Consider the following 18,480-nt stretch of genomic DNA (forward strand, 5'->3'; position numbering starts at 1 on the left):
CCGGTGGCTGTCCGCTACCGCAATCCAGCCCTCGCGAAAACGGCCCGCCGGGCCGGGGAGGCCGCACGCGCGCCGCTGAACGTCATCGACCGCGCGGGCGAGCAGATGTCGTTCTATTCCCGTGCGATCGCCTGGATTCCGCGCACCGCGGTGCATTACCGCAAGGAGGTCATGCGGCTGCTGGCCGAGGTCACGTTCGGCAGCGGTGCGCTCGCGGTGATCGGCGGAACGATCGGCGTCATCGTGTTCATGTCCGGTTCGGTCGGCGTGGTGGTCGGACTCCAGGGTTTCAAGGCGCTCGATTCGCTCGGAAGTTCGGTGCTCACCGGATTCCTCACCGCCTATATCAACACCAGGGAAATCGCGCCGCTGGTGGCCGCGCTCGCATTGTCGGCGACAGTGGGCTGTGGCTTCACCGCGCAATTGGGCGCCATGCGCATCTCCGAGGAGATCGACGCGCTGGAAGTGATGGCGGTGCCCGGGGTGCCCTTCCTGGTGACGACCAGGGTGATCGCCGGATTTCTCGCGGTGATCCCGCTCTACGTCGTCGGTCTGCTCGGGACCTTTCTGGCCTCGCGGATGATCAGCATTTGGTTCAACGGCCAATCCAGCGGGTCCTATGACCACTATTTCGGGCTGTTCCTGCCACCAGAGGACGTGCTGTATTCGTTCCTCAAAGTGCTGGTATTCGCCTTCGTGATCATCATGGTGCACTGCTATTACGGCTTCCACGCCACCGGAGGGCCCGCCGGTGTCGGGGTGGCGGTGGGGCGGGCCGTGCGAGCGGCGATCGTGCTGGTCAATGTGCTGGACTTCTTTCTGAGCCTGGCGATCTGGGGCACCACGACGACGGTGCGGGTGGCCGGATGAGCAGCCGGGTGCAGTGGTGGCGGTCGACGGCCAAGGTGCGCAATCGGCTGCTCGGCATCGCCTTTTTCGTGGTGGTCGCGTTGTTTCTGTGGACGACGGTGGCCATCTACAACAAGACGTTCGTGAACTCGGTCGATGTCCGGCTGATCACCGACAGCGTCGGCAATGCGCTGACCAAGAACGCCGATGTGAAGGCGCGTGGCGTCACCGTCGGCGAGGTGCGTTCCAGCCGCGCCGAGGGCGGCCAGGTGACCCTCGAGCTCGCGATCGATCCGGCGCGCGCGGAGCAGATTCCGGTGAACTCGACCGCGCGGCTGCTGCCGAAGACGTTGTTCGGCGAACGGTATGTCGATCTGTTGATTCCCGAGGATCCGAGCCCGCAGCATCTGACGTCGGGGGTGACGCTGCATCAGGATGCCGGCGGCAATGCCGTCGAGGTGAGCAAACTGCTCGACGATCTGCTGCCGCTGTTGCAGGCGATCCCGCCGCAGGATCTGGCGGCGACCCTCGGCGCGCTGTCGCAGGCGCTGGCCGGGCAGGGGGAGGAGCTGGGTACGACGCTGGACCGGCTCGACGTCATCCTCACCGACGTCAACGCGGTGCTGCCCGAATTGCGTGCGGGTTTGCGCAGTCTCGCCGAGACCGCGATCACCTACGCCGACGCCGCACCGCAGCTCATCGACGCGCTGGACAAACTGCGCACCACCAACGCGACCATCGTGCAGCGCCGCACCGATATCGACGTCCTGCTGGCCACGCTGACGCCCACCTCCGCGGCGACCGCCGATTTCCTGATCGCCAACCACGACAACGTCATCGATGTCGCCGCGGACGCTCGTCCGGCGCTGGAATTGCTGGCCACCTATTCACCGACCTATGCCTGTGCGCTGGCCAATTTCGCCAAGATGCGTCCGCGGATCGACGAGATCATGGGCATGGGCACCGACCGCCCCGGCTCCCGGGTGACGATCGAGCTGGTCAACACCCGCGGCCGGTATCTGCCCAACCAGGACGAACCGCGCTGGCTCGATACCCGCGGCCCGGCCTGCTTCCCCGAGTTCCCGCTGGGTGTGGATGCGGGGCAGTATCCGGGCGGGCCCAACAACGACGGCTCCTATCAGCCACCGAGCCGCAACCCGGGCGATCAGCAGATCGGTGCCATGCAGCCACCGCAGTTCGGGGTGTTCCCGGCCGGGAACACGCCGACCATCGCGGGCTCGCCCGGCGAGCAGCACGCGCTCGGCGCGATCTACGGTGCCGCACAGGGTGTTTCGCCGGACCAGGTGCCGGGCTGGGTGACCAGGATCGCCGCACCGGCCTTTCGCGGGAGCGAGGTGAGTGTGCGATGAGGGCGCAGCTGCGTGGTCTGGGCGGGCCGCTCACCAAACTCGCGGTCTTCGTGGTGGTGACGCTGTTCGCGACGGTGATGCTCGGGCTGTCGATCGCGAACTACACCGGCGGCGGCACCATGTTCAAGGCCCGCTTCACCGACGTCACCTCGCTCAATCCGGGTGATGAGATCCGCATCGCCGGCGTCCGCGTCGGCAAGGTGACCGGGATTTCGATCGTGGACCGCCGGGTGGCGGAGGTGAAGTTCGAACTCACCGACCGCGAGTGGCTGCCCGCCTCGGTGATGGCCACCATCCGCTTCCGCAATCTGGTCGGGCAGCGCTATATCGAATTGGAGCGCGGTCCCGGTGAGCAGGGCCGCAAGATCAACGAGGGTGCGACGATTCCGCTGGAACGCACCCGGCCCGCACTGAATCTGACCACCCTGTTCGACGGATTCCGGCCGCTGTTTCGGACCTTGCAGCCCGAGGACGTCAACAAGCTGTCCTACGAGATCATCCAGGTCTTCCAAGGTGAGCAGGGCACCGTCGCCGACCTGGTCGCCAGCACCGCGAATCTCACCAACAAGATCGCCGACAAGGACGCGGTGATCGGCGAGCTGGTGCGCGATCTGACCGAGGTGCTCGACACCATCAACGCCCGCGAGGACCAGTTCGATCAGCTCGTGGTCAATACCGCGGCGCTGGTGGACGGGCTGGCCGCGCAACGCGACACGATCGGCCGCGCGGTCACCTCCCTCGGTGACGTCGCCACCGCCACCTCCGAGCTGCTGGTGCCGACCCGGCCGTCGCTGCAGGGCACCATCGCCGGCATCAACCAGCTCACCGGGGTGATCAACGAACGCCGCGACGAGGTGGATCAGGCGCTGGCGACGCTGCCGATCAAGATGGAAAAGCTCGGCCGCGTCGGCAGTTACGGCTCCTGGTTCCAGTTCTATCTGTGCGGCATCGACATCGTTGCCGGCCCGGGCGCCCCGGACGCGCCTCAGCTGAATCTGCCCGCCGGCCTGCCGACGATCAATCAGCCGCTCTACACCAATGCCGCGCCGCGTTGCCATGGGGAAGGGGGCCGCTGATGGACGATCGGGTGCTACTCGGCAAGCGCAGTCCCGCCTTCATCGGCGTGCTCGGGCTGGTGATGGTGCTGCTGGTGACGATGTCGGCGTTCTTCCTCGACCGGCTGCCCATCATCGGTGCGGGCATCTCGTATTCGGCCGAATTCTCCGAGGCGGCCGGGCTCGATCGCGGGGACGAGGTGCGGGTCGCCGGAGTCAAGGTCGGGTCGGTGTCGGGGGTGCGCCTCGACGGCGACCGGGTGGTGGTCGATTTCCGCACCAGGGATACCTGGATCGGTGACGAGACCACGGCGTCCATCCAGATCAAGACCCTGCTCGGGCAGAAGTATCTGGCGCTGGACCCGCAGGGTTCGCGGATGGCCGACCCGAGCGAGCGGATCCCGTTGTCGCGCACCGTCTCCCCGTACGACGTGATCGACGCCTTCAGCGACGCCGCCCGCACCCTCGACGAGATCGACACCACCCAGCTGGCCACCTCCATGCGGGTGCTCTCGGACGCCTTCGCCGCCACGCCGCCGCATATCCGCAGCGCGATCGACGGGGTGACCCGGTTGTCGACCACGGTGGCCAAACGCGATGACGAACTGCGCAAATTGTTCGCCGCGACGAAGAAAACCACCCAGGTGCTGGCTGACCGCAATGCCGAATTCGAGCGTCTGCTGACCTCGGGCGGGCAGCTGTTCGCCGAACTCAATATCCGTCAGCAGGCCATCTCGCAGCTGCTGGCGGGCGCCCAGACCGTGTCCACCGAGCTGAGTGCGCTGGTGGCCGACAACGAGAAACAGATCGGCCCGGCGCTGACCAATTTGCAGGCCGCGATCGACCTGCTCAACGCCAACCAGGCCAATATCAGCAAAACCCTGGAGTTGGCGGCGCCGTTCTACGGGCTGTACGCGAATGTGCTCGGCACCGGGCGCTGGTTCGACGCGGTGATCGTCAACATCACCCCGCCCGGCCTTCCGGAGATCCCCGGCTACCGGCCGCCGGTGCGCACGCTGGGAGGCAACTGATGGCGTTGCGGCGGGGCGGCAAGATCGCGATCGCATTGATCGCGGTCATCGCGCTGGTGCTGGCCGCGGCGCTGTGGTGGGTGTTCGACCGGCTCAACACCACCACGATCACCGCCTATTTCGATCGGTCGGTCGGCATCTACGAGGGCTCGGATGTGCGGATCCTCGGGGTGCCGGTGGGCTCGGTGGAATCGGTCGAACCGCTGGGCGATCAGGTGAAGATCGTGATGAGCGTCGACCGCTCCTACGACGTCCCCGCCGACGCCAGAGCCGCCCAGATCACGCCGTCGATCGTCTCGGATCGCTTCATCCAGCTCACGCCTGTCTATCGGGGCGGCCCGAAAATGGAGCGCACCGCGACGATTCCGCGTGAGCGCACCGCCACCCCGGTCGAGGTCGATCGGCTCTACCGCAGCATCACCGAACTGTCCGAAGCGCTCGGCCCGGACGGCGCCAATGCCGACGGCGCGCTGGACCAGCTGGTGCGGACCACTGCGCGCAACCTCACCGGCAACGGCGCCGCGATCGCCGACGGCATCAGCGAACTGTCGGCGGCCGCGCGCACGCTGTCGGATTCGCGCGGCGACATCTTCGACACCGTGAAGAACCTGCAGGCGTTCATCACCATGCTGGCCCGCAACGACCAGCAGGTGCGCCAATTCAACATCCAGCTCGCCGACCTGTCGTCGTTCCTGGCCGGGGAACGGCAGAATCTCGGCAACGCGCTGGAATTGCTGTCCATCGCCCTCGGTGACGTCGCCCGGTTCATCGACGCCAATCGGCAACTGATCCAGGGCAATGCCGATTCGCTCATCACCCTCACCCAGACCCTCGCCGACCGGCGCGACGCACTGGCCGAGGCCCTGCCGGTGCTGCCGGTGGCGTTGAGCAATCTCATCAATATCCACAATGGCGAATCCGGCACGCTGGATATGCGTGCCAACTTCACCGATCTGCAAGACCCGTTCGGCGCCATGTGCCGGATGCTCGACCTGAGCAAGCTCATGCCCGGCGACCCGAAGTTCGAGGCGCTCGGCAAGCAGATGCGACCGCTGCTCGAACGCTGCAAGCACATCACCGACCAGATCACGGCAGCCGTGCAGACGCCGACGCTGATCCTGCCGTTCGGCATCCTCAGCGCGGAGAACCAGCAGCGCGCGCCGGTGCCGGGGACGGTGCCGGGCACGCCGTCGAACCGGCTGCCGCCCTCGCAGGGAGGTCCGAAATGATGCGGCGGACGGCGCTCGCGGCGGCCGCGGTGGTCTCCGGGCTGTTGATGGGTTCGTGCTCGTCGGACGGCATCTACAGCATTCCGCTGCCCGGCGGCGCGGACGTCGGATCAGACCCTGTGCACATCGATATCCGGTTCGACGATGTGCTGGATCTGGTGCCGCAATCGGCGGTGAAAGTCGAAGGCGTACCGGTCGGGCGGGTGGAGGACATCAGCCTCGCCGAGGACGGCTGGACCGCGAATGTCTCCACCGTGGTGAACTCTTCGGTCGATCTGCCGGCGAACGCGCTGGCCGAAGTGCGCCAATCGAATCTGCTCGGTGAGAAGTTCATCGAACTGTCCGCACCCGACGGCGATGATGCGGGGCCGAGACTCGGCGACGGCGCGGTGATCCCGGTGACCAACACCAGGCACGCCACCGAGGTGGAGCAGGTGCTCGGCGCGCTGTCGCTGCTGCTCAACGGCGGTGGGGTGGCGCAATTGCAGCCGATCGTCAGCGAGTTGAACAAGGCGATCGGCGGCCGCGAAGACCGGGTGCGGGCGGTGCTGGAGCAGGCGAACACCCTCATCGGCGGACTCGACGAACAGGTCGATGACATCACAAGAGCACTCGACGGACTGGAGACGCTGAGCAACCGGGTCGCGGCGCAGACCCGCCAACTCGATCAGATCCTCGACGAACTGCCCGAAGGTATCCGGATTCTGGAACAACAGCGGCCGCAGCTGATCGCGCTGCTGGCCCAGCTCGATCGGGTGGGGCGGGCCGGGTTCGACGTCATCGATACCGCCAAAGACGATCTCATCCGCGATCTGCGCGCGCTGCGGCCCGCACTACAAGAGCTCGGGCGTGCCGCGCCGGACCTGGTCACCGCGCTGCCGCTCGTGCCGACCTATCCGTTCCCGGATTCGACGCTGGAGGGCACCTTCGGCGGGCAGGTCAATACCTGGCTGTCGGTGGATCAGCAGATCGGCGTCACCCTGAGCAATCTCGGCGTCGGCAAACCCGATCCGGTGTACATCCCGCCGACCGGGCCGCCGGTCAACGTCGACCCGTCCAATCCGTACTACGGCGGCAACGGGCCGCGGCCCGGCTGGCCGACGGTGTCGCTGTTCCCGCTGCCGCCGACCATGGCCGTCCTTCCTGTGCCGGGCCAACCGGGCGTACCGGGGTTGCCGCCGCAGCTCGGGCCACTGCTGGAACCGTTCGGAGGTGGACCGCGATGACGCGCATGGTGCGGATCCAGCTGATCGCGTTCGCCGTCATCGCGGTGCTCGGTGTCGTCTACGTGGGCGCCCGCTATATCCGGCTCGACCACATGCTCGGATTCGGGCAGTACGAGGTGCTGCTACGCGCCGAGCACACCGGCGGCGCCTACGCGGGCGCCGAGGTCACCTATCGCGGAGTTCCGGTGGGCCGGGTCGGTGGCGTTGACCTCACCGACGACGGCGTGCTGATCAAGCTGACGATCGATTCGAGTTCGCCGCCGATCCCGGCGTCGGCGCGGGCTGTGGTGGCCAACCGATCGGCGATCGGCGAGCAGTATGTGGATCTGCAACCGGACACGGTGGGCGAACCGTATCTGCGCGAGGGATCGATCATCGACTCGGTGACCACGCCGGTGCCGGTGGAAGAGTTGATCGGCAGCGTCGACACCCTCGCGAGCACCGTCGACCTGACCGCGCTGAGCACCACCGTCACCGAACTGGGTCGCGCACTCGACGGCAAGGGCGGCGACCTGCGCGGGCTGCTCGAATCGCTGAACACCTTCACCGAGAGCTTCCGGGAGGCGCTGCCGCAGACGGTGCAGCTCATCCGCGACGGCCGCGTCGCGCTCGGCACCCAGGCCGCGCAATCGGATGCGATCCGCGAATTCAGCGCCGGTCTCGACCAGCTCGCAGCCCAATTGCGGACCAGCGATCCGGCGGTGCGCAGGCTGATCGGCACCGGCACCGACGCCGGTCAGCAAATCGGCGCGCTGCTCGACGAGAGCGGCGCCGCCCTGACCACCGACCTGGCCAACCTGCGCGTGCTGCTGCTGGCCATCTCGCCGAAGTTCTACGCGCTCAAACCGCTGCTGCAAATGCTGCCGCAATTGTCCATCGGTGCCTCGGCCACCGCCCCCGGTGACGGCACCAGCCATTTCGGGCTGGTGCTCGAGACCAACAATCCGCCCGCCTGCACCGTCGGCTACGAGGGCACCAAGGCCATTCTCGACCGGATGAAGGCGCAGAACCCGGACTTCGACGACACCCGCGACGAGTTCCCCTTCAATACCGAGGCCCACTGCGCGGTGCCCTTCGGCAATCCGACCGCCGTCCGCGGCGGCGAACGCGCCGACCTCGCCGACCCGCTCATCGTCCAGCCCTGGGACGACAACCCCAAGGTCGACCCCGACAAGCTCAACCTCACCCCCATCGCCGTCCAGATCTCCACCCTGCTGGGAGTGACCCCGAAACGCTGAACCGAACGACACGAGGTGCGCAGTGAATCTCGACCCACCCGACCCCGAGGACACCAGGGCGCCGTCCCGCGATCCCGACTCCGCCGACAACCCACCCTCCCGTCCTACCGACGGCGCCGCGCCGGACCTCGGCGGCCGCAAGACCAGCGGCCGGTCCGAATCTGCGCAGGAGATGGACCGTGGATCACCTTCCGCCGATGCGGGCGGTAGTGAGCCCGGCGCCGGATCCGAGTCTGCGGTGCGTGGTCCTGGCGAAGTGCCGGCTGCCGAGGCCGGAGTGCGGGGCGGTCGGCCGCGCCGCAGGACCCGCTCGGCGGCTGCCGGGTCCGTCGAGGCGGCTGCTGATCCGGGCGATGCGACGGCTGATTCGGGCGAGGTGACTGCGGTCCGGGGCGAGGTGGCTGCTGATACGGGCGAGGCGGCTGCGGTTCGGGGCGAAGCGGCTGCCGATTCGGACGTGACAGTGGACGGTCCGGTCGCCGGTGTGACCCGCAAGCGCGGTGCGGGCGGTGAGAGCCCCGGTCCGCCGCGGTTCGTGACGGTGGCGGCGGTGGCGGCGCTGGTGCTCGCATCGGTTGCGGCGGCCTGGTTCGGGGCCGGGTGGGTGCGGGCGGCGTACTTCACCGATGGCCCGCGGGCGGCGGCGCGCGATGCGGCGCTGGACGCCGCCCAGCAGGCCGCGATCAATATGACCTCGATGAACATCGATGACGTGGCGGGGTCGCTGGCGATCGCGCGCTCGTCGATGACGGGGCCGATCCTGGCCTCGGCCACCGAACATCAGCAGCAGGCCGAGGCAATGGCGACGCAGGCAGGGGTGCGGATGGAGTCGAGTGTGCTCGGCGCCGCCGTGACCTCGTTGAACTCCGAGCTCGACCGGGCGTCGGCGCTGGTGGTGCTCCGGGTCACCGAGGCCAGGCCGGGCGAACAGCCGTCCGGGTATCGGTACACCTGGAGCCTCGATATGGCGAAGGACGGCGATACCTGGAAGGCCGAGCAGGTGTCCTCGCTCGGGCAGCCGGTGCCATTGAACGATGCGGGGACCAGCCCCGCCGATCCGGCGGCACCCGGGGCCGCCCCGCCCGGCGACCCGGCGCACGGACCCGACCCGAGTGGGGGCGAGGGCGCCGCTCCGGACGAGTCTCGCGACGCGCCTGCCCGGAGTGGGCCGGGCGCGGGCGCCGCACCGGAGGAGTCTCGCGATGTACCTGGCCCGAGTGGGCAAGGTGAGGGCGCCGCTCCAGGCGAGTCTCGCGATGCGCCCGCCCCGGGTGGTCCGGGCGGTGCACCCCCGGCAGGTGAGATCCCGTGAGGCTCCGCACCGGGCATCTACGCAACCGCCTCGGCGGACCGACCCGCCCCGCGCCACGGCGGCCCGCCCACGGCGCGGTCATGCCCACGGCTCCCGGCGGGGTGCCTGCGACCAGCATGTTCATGGCGCAGGGCCGCACCTCGCCGCGCCTCACCGCACGAACCGAGCTGCCGACCGGTGCCAGGAGGAACAGCGATGGCTGAACGCCGACCCGTCAACAAGATCTCCTCGCGCCGCCCGGTCGAACGCACGCCGCGTCCGGTCCGCCGCACCGGCACGCCGTCGACGGGATCGCGTGGTATCGCCGCCTCCGGCGCCCGCGCGGCCGGTCCGCGCGCCGGCTCCCGCGGTGCGGACAGTCGTGGGCCTGCCGCGATGACCGGCGCGAACACCTCCCGCGCGCCCCGCACCAAGACCACCCGCGCGGCCCGGTTGTCGCGCCCGGTGGCGAGCGGACGGGACCGGCGCCGTTTCCTGCCGCGCCGACGACCGCAGGCCGGCCGTGCCCGTTCCTGGACCCTCCCGCTGGCCTGCGGCCTCGCCGCGCTCGCGCTGGCCGCGTTCGCCGTCGTCGCCGCGCTGCGGCCGGGCGTTCCCGACGACAACGCCGCGTTCGTCGACAATGCCGCCACCGAGGAGGTGCGCGCGGCCGCCGAGCACGCACTGCGCACCGTGTACGGGTATCAGCTGAAGGACATCGACGGCTATCAGGCAGCCGTCTCCCAGGTGCTCACCGGCAAGATGCGCGCCGAGCTCGACAGCTACGCCGCCACCACCATCTCGGCCATCAAACAGGCCGGGACCAGCACCGAAGCGCATGTCGAGCCGGTCGGTGTGACCAAACTGACCGGCGATCGCGCCGAGGTTCTGGTCAACCTCGTGGTGAGCGCCGAGAAGGACGGTATCGCGCAGCAGAGCGTGGCCGGGCCGGTGGTGCTGCAGATGCGCAAGGTGGACGGCCGATGGCTGGCCGAGGACATCGTCGACCGTTGACCAGCGCCTGATCAGGGCGGCCGGGAAGCCGGGATAAGCGCAGCGGGGCAGTCGATCTCGCCGACTGTCCACCCGGTGCTGCCACTTGACGAGTCTCGCCGGACCCGTCACGCTATTCACAGCAGCGGCAGCTGTCACCGTGGCGGTAATCCGTCACAGTCGACACTCGGCTCACCGTGGTTCTCGACGCAGCCAGCGGAATCGGACCCGGCCGGAGCAGGGTGGCCGGACACGGCGCGTCGGCCTCGCGAAAATTCGCATGGCTGGTACTTTGACACCTCCGTGTCAGTAGGTGTAAGTTTGGACGTTGCGCTGGCTGCCTCCTGTCCATACCTCGATTTGCACACGTAAGTTCCACCTTCCGGTGTTACTTCCGTTGGTGCCTGTTCGAGTTTCGTTCGGGTTGTAACCAGCGGAATTCGTAGCAGACAAGCGACGGTCGCGGACCACCACGCGACGCGCGTGAGGTGCTGGAAGGACGCATCTTGGCAGTCTCCACCCAGACAAGCGCCAATTCGAAGCTGGGAGTTGCGGGGTCTATCCCCGGGGCCCCGTTGCGGGTGTCTTTCGCGAAGCTCAGGGAGCCGCTTGCGGTGCCCGGGCTTCTCGATCTACAAACGGAATCTTTCGCCTGGCTGATCGGGTCGCCCGAATGGCGTGAGCGGGCAGCCGCCCGCGGCGACGTCGGCCTGGTCGGTGGGCTCGAGGAGGTGCTCGAGGAGCTCTCGCCCATCGAGGATTTCTCCGGGTCGATGTCTCTGTCCTTCTCCGATCCGCGCTTCGAAGAGGTCAAGGCCTCCATCGATGAGTGCAAAGACAAGGACATGACCTACGCGGCTCCGCTGTTCGTCACCGCGGAGTTCATCAACAACAACACCGGTGAGATCAAGAGCCAGACGGTCTTCATGGGTGATTTCCCGATGATGACCGACAAGGGCACCTTCATCATCAACGGCACCGAGCGTGTCGTCGTCTCGCAGCTGGTGCGCTCGCCCGGTGTCTACTTCGACCACACCGTCGACAAGAGCACCGAGAAGGATCTGCACAGCGTGCGGGTCATCCCGAGCCGTGGCGCCTGGCTGGAGTTCGACGTCGACAAGCGCGACACCGTCGGTGTCCGCATCGACCGCAAGCGTCGTCAGCCGGTCACCGTGCTGCTCAAGGCGCTCGGTCTGACCACCGAGGAGATCGTCGAGCGTTTCGGCTTCTCCGAGATCATGATGTCCACCCTCGAGAAGGACAACACCGCCGGTCAGGACGAGGCGCTGCTGGACATCTACCGCAAGCTGCGTCCGGGCGAGCCGCCAACCAAGGAGTCCGCGCAGACCCTGCTGGAGAACCTGTTCTTCAAGGAGAAGCGCTACGACCTGGCCCGCGTCGGTCGCTACAAGATCAACAAGAAGCTGGGCGTCCACCTGGGCGAGCCGGTCACCAGCTCGGTGCTGACGAAGGAAGACATCGTCAACATCATCGAGTACCTGGTGCGCCTGCACGCCGGTGACCGCGCGATGACCGCGCCCGGCGGCGCCGAGGTGCCGGTCGAGGTCGACGACATCGACCACTTCGGCAACCGCCGTATCCGCACCGTTGGCGAGCTGATCCAGAACCAGATCCGGGTCGGCCTGTCCCGCATGGAGCGCGTGGTCCGCGAGCGGATGACCACCCAGGACGTCGAGGCCATCACGCCGCAGACCCTGATCAACATCCGCCCGGTCGTCGCCGCGATCAAGGAGTTCTTCGGAACCTCCCAGCTGTCGCAGTTCATGGACCAGAACAACCCGCTGTCGGGTCTGACCCACAAGCGCCGCCTGAACGCGCTGGGCCCCGGTGGTCTGTCCCGTGAGCGCGCGGGTCTGGAAGTCCGTGACGTGCACCCCTCGCACTACGGCCGCATGTGCCCGATCGAGACCCCGGAAGGCCCGAACATCGGCCTGATCGGTTCGCTGTCGGTGTACGCGCGGGTCAACCCGTTCGGTTTCATCGAGACGCCGTACCGCAAGGTCGTCGACGGCCGGGTCACCGACGAGGTCAAGTACCTCACCGCCGACGAGGAGGACCGCGAGGTCCGCGCCCAGGCGAACTCGCCGATCGACGCCGACGGCAACTTCCTCGAAGACCGGGTCCTCGCCCGCAAGGGCAACGAGGAGATGGAGTACGTCTCCCCGACCGAGGTCACCTACATGGACGTCTCGCCGCGTCAGATGGTGTCGGTGGCGACCGCCATGATCCCGTTCCTCGAGCACGACGACGCCAACCGTGCCCTCATGGGTGCGAACATGCAGCGTCAGGCCGTGCCGCTGATCCGTTCCGAGGCCCCCGTGGTGGGTACCGGTATGGAGCTGCGCGCCGCGGTCGACGCCGGCGACGTGGTGGTGAACGAGAAGGCCGGTGTGGTCGAGGAGGTCTCCGCCGACTACGTCACCGTGATGGCCGACGACGGCACCCGCAAGTCCTACCGGATGCGCAAGTTCGCCCGCTCCAACCAGGGCACCTGCGCCAACCAGCGTCCGATCGTGGACGAGGGCCAGCGGGTCGAGACCGGCCAGGTCCTCGCCGACGGTCCCTGCACCGAGAACGGTGAGATGGCGCTGGGCAAGAACCTGCTCGTGGCGATCATGCCCTGGGAGGGCCACAACTACGAGGACGCGATCATCCTGTCGCAGCGCCTCGTGGAGGACGACGTCCTCACCTCCATCCACATCGAAGAGCACGAGATCGACGCCCGCGACACCAAGCTGGGCGCCGAGGAGATCACCCGGGACATCCCGAACGTCTCCGACGAGGTGCTGGCCGATCTGGACGAGCGCGGCATCGTGCGCATCGGTGCCGAGGTCCGCGACGGCGACATCCTGGTCGGCAAGGTCACCCCGAAGGGTGAGACCGAGCTGACCCCGGAGGAGCGGCTGCTGCGCGCCATCTTCGGTGAGAAGGCCCGCGAGGTCCGCGACACCTCGCTGAAGGTGCCGCACGGTGAGTCCGGCAAGGTCATCGGCATCCGCGTCTTCTCGCGCGATGACGACGACGATCTGCCTCCCGGCGTGAACGAGCTGGTCCGGGTGTACGTGGCGCAGAAGCGCAAGATCCAGGACGGCGACAAGCTGGCCGGCCGCCACGGCAACAAGGGCGTCATCGGCAAGATCCTCCCCACCGAGGACATGCCGTTCCTGCCCGACGGCACCCCGGTCGACATCATCCTGAACACCCACGGTGTGCCGCGTCGTATGAACATCGGCCAGATCTTGGAGACCCACCTCGGGTGGATCGGCAAGGCGGGCTGGAACGTCGACGTGGCAGGCGACGGCACCCGTCCGGATTGGGCGAAGGCCCTGCCGGAGGAGATGCTGGCCGCGCCGGCCGACTCGAACATCGCCACCCCGGTGTTCGACGGTGCCCGCGAGGAGGAGCTCACCGGTCTGCTCGCCTCGACCCTGCCCAACCGTGACGGTGACCGCATGGTCGACGAGAACGGCAAGGCGACCCTGTTCGACGGCCGCTCCGGCGAGCCGTTCCCGTACCCGGTCGCGGTCGGCTACATGTACATCCTGAAGCTGCACCACCTGGTCGACGACAAGATCCACGCCCGTTCGACCGGCCCGTACTCGATGATCACCCAGCAGCCGCTCGGTGGTAAGGCGCAGTTCGGTGGTCAGCGCTTCGGTGAGATGGAGTGCTGGGCCATGCAGGCCTACGGCGCCGCCTACACCCTGCAGGAGCTGCTGACCATCAAGTCCGACGACGTGGTGGGCCGCGTGAAGGTCTACGAGGCGATCGTCAAGGGCGAGAACATTCCGGAGCCGGGCATTCCGGAATCGTTCAAGGTGCTGCTCAAGGAACTCCAGTCGCTGTGCCTCAACGTCGAGGTGCTGTCTTCCGACGGCGCCGCGATCGAGATGCGCGACGGCGACGACGAGGATCTGGAGCGGGCGGCGGCCAACCTGGGCATCAACCTGTCCAGGAACGAAGCGGCCACCGTCGACGATTTGGCGAACTAGGCGGTCGGCCGGATGCCCTCCTCGGGCATCCGGCCCTCCGCGCTCGACTCACTAGTGAACTTTTGCTCGAATTCGACCCGCACAGGGGAAAGGAAGTTACGTGCTAGACGTCAACTTCTTCGATGAACTCCGGATCGGCCTTGCCACCGCCGAAGACATCCGCCGGTGGTCCTACGGTGAGGTGAAGAAGCCGGAGACCATCAACTACCGCACGCTCAAGCCGGAGAAGGATGGCTTGTTCTGCGAGAAGATCTTCGGTCCCACCCGGGACTGGGAGTGCTACTGCGGTAAGTACAAGCGTGTCCGCTTCAAGGGCATCATCTGTGAGCGCTGTGGCGTCGAGGTCACCCGCGCCAAGGTGCGTCGTGAGCGGATGGGCCACATCGAGCTGGCCGCGCCGGTCACCCACATCTGGTACTTCAAGGGTGTGCCCTCGCGGCTGGGTTACCTGCTGGACCTGGCGCCGAAGGATCTGGAAAAGATCATCTACTTCGCCGCCTACGTCATCACCAGCGTCGACGAGGAGCTGCGGCACAACGAGCTGTCCACCCTCGAGGCCGAGATGGAGGTCGAGAAGAAGGCCGTCGCCGATCAGCGCGACGCCGATCTCGAGGCCCGCGCGCAGAAGCTCGAGGCCGATATCGCCGAGCTCGAGGCCGAGGGCGCCAAGTCCGACGTCCGCCGCAAGGTCAAGGACGGCGGCGAGCGGGAGATGAAGCAGATCCGCGACCGTGCCCAGCGTGAGCTGGACCGGCTCGACGAGATCTGGACCACCTTCACCAAGCTGGCCCCCAAGCAGCTGATCGTGGACGAGGTGCTCTACCGCGAGCTCACCGACCGCTACGGCGAGTACTTCACCGGCGCGATGGGCGCGGAGTCCATCCAGAAGCTGATGGAGAACTTCGACATCGAGGCCGAGGCCGAATCGCTGCGCGAGACCATCCGCAGCGGTAAGGGCCAGAAGAAGCTGCGTGCGCTCAAGCGGCTCAAGGTCGTCGCCGCGTTCCAGTCCAACGGCAACTCGCCCATGGGCATGGTGCTCGACGCCGTTCCGGTGATCCCGCCGGAGCTGCGTCCGATGGTTCAGCTCGACGGTGGCCGCTTCGCCACCTCCGACCTGAACGACCTGTACCGCCGCGTGATCAACCGCAACAACCGCCTCAAGCGACTGATCGACCTCGGTGCCCCCGAGATCATCGTCAACAACGAGAAGCGGATGCTGCAGGAGTCCGTGGACGCGCTGTTCGACAACGGCCGCCGCGGCCGCCCGGTCACCGGTCCCGGTAACCGCCCGCTGAAGTCGCTGAGCGATCTGCTCAAGGGCAAGCAGGGTCGTTTCCGGCAGAACCTGCTCGGTAAGCGTGTCGACTACTCGGGCCGTTCGGTCATCGTCGTCGGCCCGCAGCTCAAGCTGCACCAGTGCGGTCTGCCGAAGCTGATGGCGCTCGAGCTGTTCAAGCCGTTCGTGATGAAGCGTCTGGTCGATCTGAACCACGCGCAGAACATCAAGTCCGCCAAGCGGATGGTCGAGCGGCAGCGTCCGCAGGTGTGGGATGTCCTCGAAGAGGTCATCGCCGAGCACCCGGTGCTGCTCAACCGTGCGCCCACCCTGCACCGTCTCGGTATCCAGGCCTTCGAGCCGCAGCTGGTGGAAGGTAAGGCCATCCAGCTGCACCCGCTGGTCTGTGAGGCGTTCAACGCCGACTTCGACGGTGACCAGATGGCCGTGCACCTGCCGCTGTCGGCGGAGGCGCAGGCCGAGGCGCGCATCCTGATGCTGTCGTCGAACAACATCCTGTCGCCGGCCTCGGGTCGTCCGCTGGCCATGCCGCGTCTGGACATGGTGACCGGTCTGTATTACCTGACCCGCCTGCAGGAAGGCGCCAAGGGCGAGTACCGGCCCGCCACCAAGGATGCTCCGGAGCAGGGCGTGTACTCCTCGCCCGCCGAGGCGCAGATGGCCGTCGACCGCGGTGAGCTCACCGTGCGTTCGCTGATCAAGGTGCGGCTGACCGACCAGCGTCCGCCCAAGGACGTCGAGGCCGAGCTGTTCCCCGACGGCTGGCGGCGCGGCGATGCGTGGACCACCAAGACCACGCTGGGCCGGGTGCTGTTCAACGAGCTGCTGCCCGCGGACTACGCGTTCATCAACGAGCAGATGCCGAAGAAGCGGCAGGCGACGATCATCAACGATCTCGCCGAGCGCTACCCGATGATCGTGGTGGCGCAGACCGTCGACAAGCTCAAGGACGCCGGCTTCTACTGGGCCACGCGTTCGGGTGTCACCGTCTCCATGTCGGACGTTCTGGTTCCGCCGGAGAAGGCCGAGATCATGGAGCGCTACGAGGCGCAGTCGGATCAGATCGAGAAGAAGTACCAGCGTGGTGCGCTCGATCACCAGGAGCGCAACAACGCCCTGGTCAAGATCTGGCAGGAGGCCACCGAAGAGGTCGGTAAGGCGCTGCGCGCGCACTACCCGGCCGACAACCCGATCATCACGATCGTCGATTCGGGTGCAACGGGTAACTTCACCCAGACTCGTACCCTCGCCGGTATGAAGGGCCTGGTGACGAACCCGAAGGGTGAGTTCATCCCGCGGCCGATCAAGTCCTCCTTCCGTGAGGGCCTGACCGTTCTCGAGTACTTCATCAACACCCACGGTGCCCGTAAGGGTCTGGCCGACACCGCGCTGCGTACCGCCGACTCGGGTTACCTGACCCGTCGTCTGGTGGACGTCTCGCAGGACGTCATCGTGCGCGAGCACGACTGTGGCACCGAGCGCGGCATCGTGGTGCCGATCGCGGAGAAGCAGCCCGACGGCACGCTGATCCGCGATGCGCACGTCGAAACCTCCACCTACGCCCGCACGTTGGCGCAGGATGCGATCGACGCCGACGGCAACGTCATCATCACGAAGGGTCACGACCTGGGCGACCCGGCCATCGAGGCGCTGCTCGAGGCCGGCATCACCGAGGTGAAGGTCCGCTCCGTGCTGACCTGCACCACCGGCACCGGCGTGTGCGCGACCTGCTACGGCCGCTCCATGGCGACCGGCAAGCTGGTCGACATCGGTGAGGCCGTCGGTATCGTCGCCGCGCAGTCCATCGGTGAGCCCGGTACCCAGCTGACCATGCGTACCTTCCACCAGGGTGGTGTCGCCGGTGACGACATCACCGGTGGTCTGCCGCGTGTTCAGGAGCTGTTCGAGGCGCGCGTGCCGAAGGGCAAGGCGCCCATCGCCGAGGTCTCGGGTCGCGTGCGGCTCGAGGACGACGACCGCTTCTACAAGATCACCATCATCCCGGATGACGGTGGCGAAGAGGTTGTCTACGACAAGCTCTCGAAGCGTCAGCGGCTGCGGGTGTTCAAGCACGACGACGGCACCGAGCGTCTGCTCTCCGACGGTGACCACGTCGAGGTCGGCCAGCAGCTGCTGGAAGGCGCGGCGGATCCGCACGAGGTGCTGCGCGTGATGGGCCCCCGTCAGGTGCAGATCCACCTGGTCCACGAGGTCCAGGAGGTCTACCGCTCGCAGGGTGTGTCGATCCACGACAAGCACATCGAGGTCATCGTGCGCCAGATGCTGCGTCGGGTGACGATCATCGATTCCGGTGCCACCGAGTTCCTGCCCGGTTCGCTCACCGAGCGCGCCGAGTTCGAGGCGGCCAACCGTCGCGTCGTGTCCGAGGGTGGCGAGCCCGCGGCCGGTCGCCCGGTGCTGATGGGTATCACCAAGGCATCGCTGGCCACCGATTCGTGGCTGTCGGCGGCGTCGTTCCAGGAGACCACCCGAGTTCTGACGGATGCGGCCATCAACTGCCGCTCCGACAAGCTCATCGGTCTCAAGGAGAACGTGATCATCGGTAAGCTGATCCCCGCCGGTACCGGTATCAACCGTTACCGCAACATCCAGGTTCAGCCCACCGAAGAGGCCCGTGCCGCGGCGTACGCGGTGCCGTCCTACGACGACACCTACTACAGCCCGGAGGGCTTCGGCACCACCACCGGTGCCGCGGTCCCGCTGGACGATTACGGTTTCAGCGACTACCGGTAACCGGTAGGTAGGCGGCAACTTTTCGGCCCCCGCACCAGCACGGTGCGGGGGCCGAACTGTTCGTGCCGAGTGCTCCCGGGGGCGATACGGTGGCGACCGGTCGGGCAGGCATGGCCGGGCAGGCTGTTCCG

Annotated in this window: 12 protein-coding genes; all 12 read left to right on the forward strand. The window is 67.3% G+C overall.

Going from position 1 to position 18,480, the window contains the following annotated elements; translation table 11 throughout:
- The first annotated feature begins 3 nt into the window (after positions 1 to 3).
- Complete coding sequence (locus AC5W7N_RS08160) at positions 4 to 870, forward strand: MlaE family ABC transporter permease (RefSeq protein ID WP_163810089.1); 867 nt, start codon at positions 4 to 6, stop codon at positions 868 to 870.
- Entirely contained in the window at positions 867 to 2,219 is a 1,353-nt protein-coding gene (locus AC5W7N_RS08165; RefSeq protein WP_195020088.1) for an MCE family protein, read from the forward strand. Before AC5W7N_RS08160 ends, AC5W7N_RS08165 begins: the two co-directional genes overlap by 4 nt.
- The gene (locus AC5W7N_RS08170; RefSeq protein WP_490724454.1) at positions 2,216 to 3,295 is read left to right on the forward strand and encodes an MCE family protein; all 1,080 of its coding nucleotides are present in this window, start codon (positions 2,216 to 2,218) and stop codon (positions 3,293 to 3,295) included. Before AC5W7N_RS08165 ends, AC5W7N_RS08170 begins: the two co-directional genes overlap by 4 nt.
- Positions 3,295 to 4,305 (forward strand): MCE family protein, encoded by a 1,011-nt coding sequence (locus tag AC5W7N_RS08175; protein ID WP_490724455.1) that lies wholly within the window; start codon positions 3,295 to 3,297, stop codon positions 4,303 to 4,305. Before AC5W7N_RS08170 ends, AC5W7N_RS08175 begins: the two co-directional genes overlap by 1 nt.
- Complete coding sequence (locus AC5W7N_RS08180) at positions 4,305 to 5,534, forward strand: MCE family protein (RefSeq protein WP_195020086.1); 1,230 nt, start codon at positions 4,305 to 4,307, stop codon at positions 5,532 to 5,534. The genes AC5W7N_RS08175 and AC5W7N_RS08180 overlap by 1 nt, the downstream gene beginning before the upstream one ends.
- The gene (locus AC5W7N_RS08185) at positions 5,531 to 6,760 is read left to right on the forward strand and encodes an MCE family protein (protein WP_194991638.1); all 1,230 of its coding nucleotides are present in this window, start codon (positions 5,531 to 5,533) and stop codon (positions 6,758 to 6,760) included. The genes AC5W7N_RS08180 and AC5W7N_RS08185 overlap by 4 nt, the downstream gene beginning before the upstream one ends.
- Entirely contained in the window at positions 6,757 to 7,998 is a 1,242-nt protein-coding gene (locus tag AC5W7N_RS08190; RefSeq protein ID WP_495923463.1) for an MCE family protein, read from the forward strand. The genes AC5W7N_RS08185 and AC5W7N_RS08190 overlap by 4 nt, the downstream gene beginning before the upstream one ends.
- 457 nt (positions 7,999 to 8,455) lie before the next feature.
- On the forward strand, positions 8,456 to 9,310 hold the full coding sequence (locus AC5W7N_RS08195) for a hypothetical protein (RefSeq protein WP_495923464.1): 855 nt from the start codon (positions 8,456 to 8,458) through the stop codon (positions 9,308 to 9,310).
- Entirely contained in the window at positions 9,307 to 9,513 is a 207-nt protein-coding gene (locus AC5W7N_RS08200) for a hypothetical protein (RefSeq protein ID WP_163810077.1), read from the forward strand. The genes AC5W7N_RS08195 and AC5W7N_RS08200 overlap by 4 nt, the downstream gene beginning before the upstream one ends.
- A complete protein-coding gene (locus AC5W7N_RS08205; protein WP_228815163.1) occupies positions 9,506 to 10,303 on the forward strand; it encodes a hypothetical protein in 798 nt (265 codons plus the stop codon). The genes AC5W7N_RS08200 and AC5W7N_RS08205 overlap by 8 nt, the downstream gene beginning before the upstream one ends.
- Positions 10,304 to 10,770: 467 nt before the next feature.
- Positions 10,771 to 14,295 (forward strand): DNA-directed RNA polymerase subunit beta, encoded by a 3,525-nt coding sequence (gene rpoB, locus AC5W7N_RS08210; protein WP_375139361.1) that lies wholly within the window; start codon positions 10,771 to 10,773, stop codon positions 14,293 to 14,295.
- A 100-nt stretch (positions 14,296 to 14,395) separates the two neighbouring features.
- Entirely contained in the window at positions 14,396 to 18,349 is a 3,954-nt protein-coding gene (locus AC5W7N_RS08215) for a DNA-directed RNA polymerase subunit beta' (protein ID WP_163810072.1), read from the forward strand.
- Positions 18,350 to 18,480 lie beyond the last annotated feature (131 nt).

It is taken from the genome of Nocardia sp. CDC519, assembly GCF_059509835.1.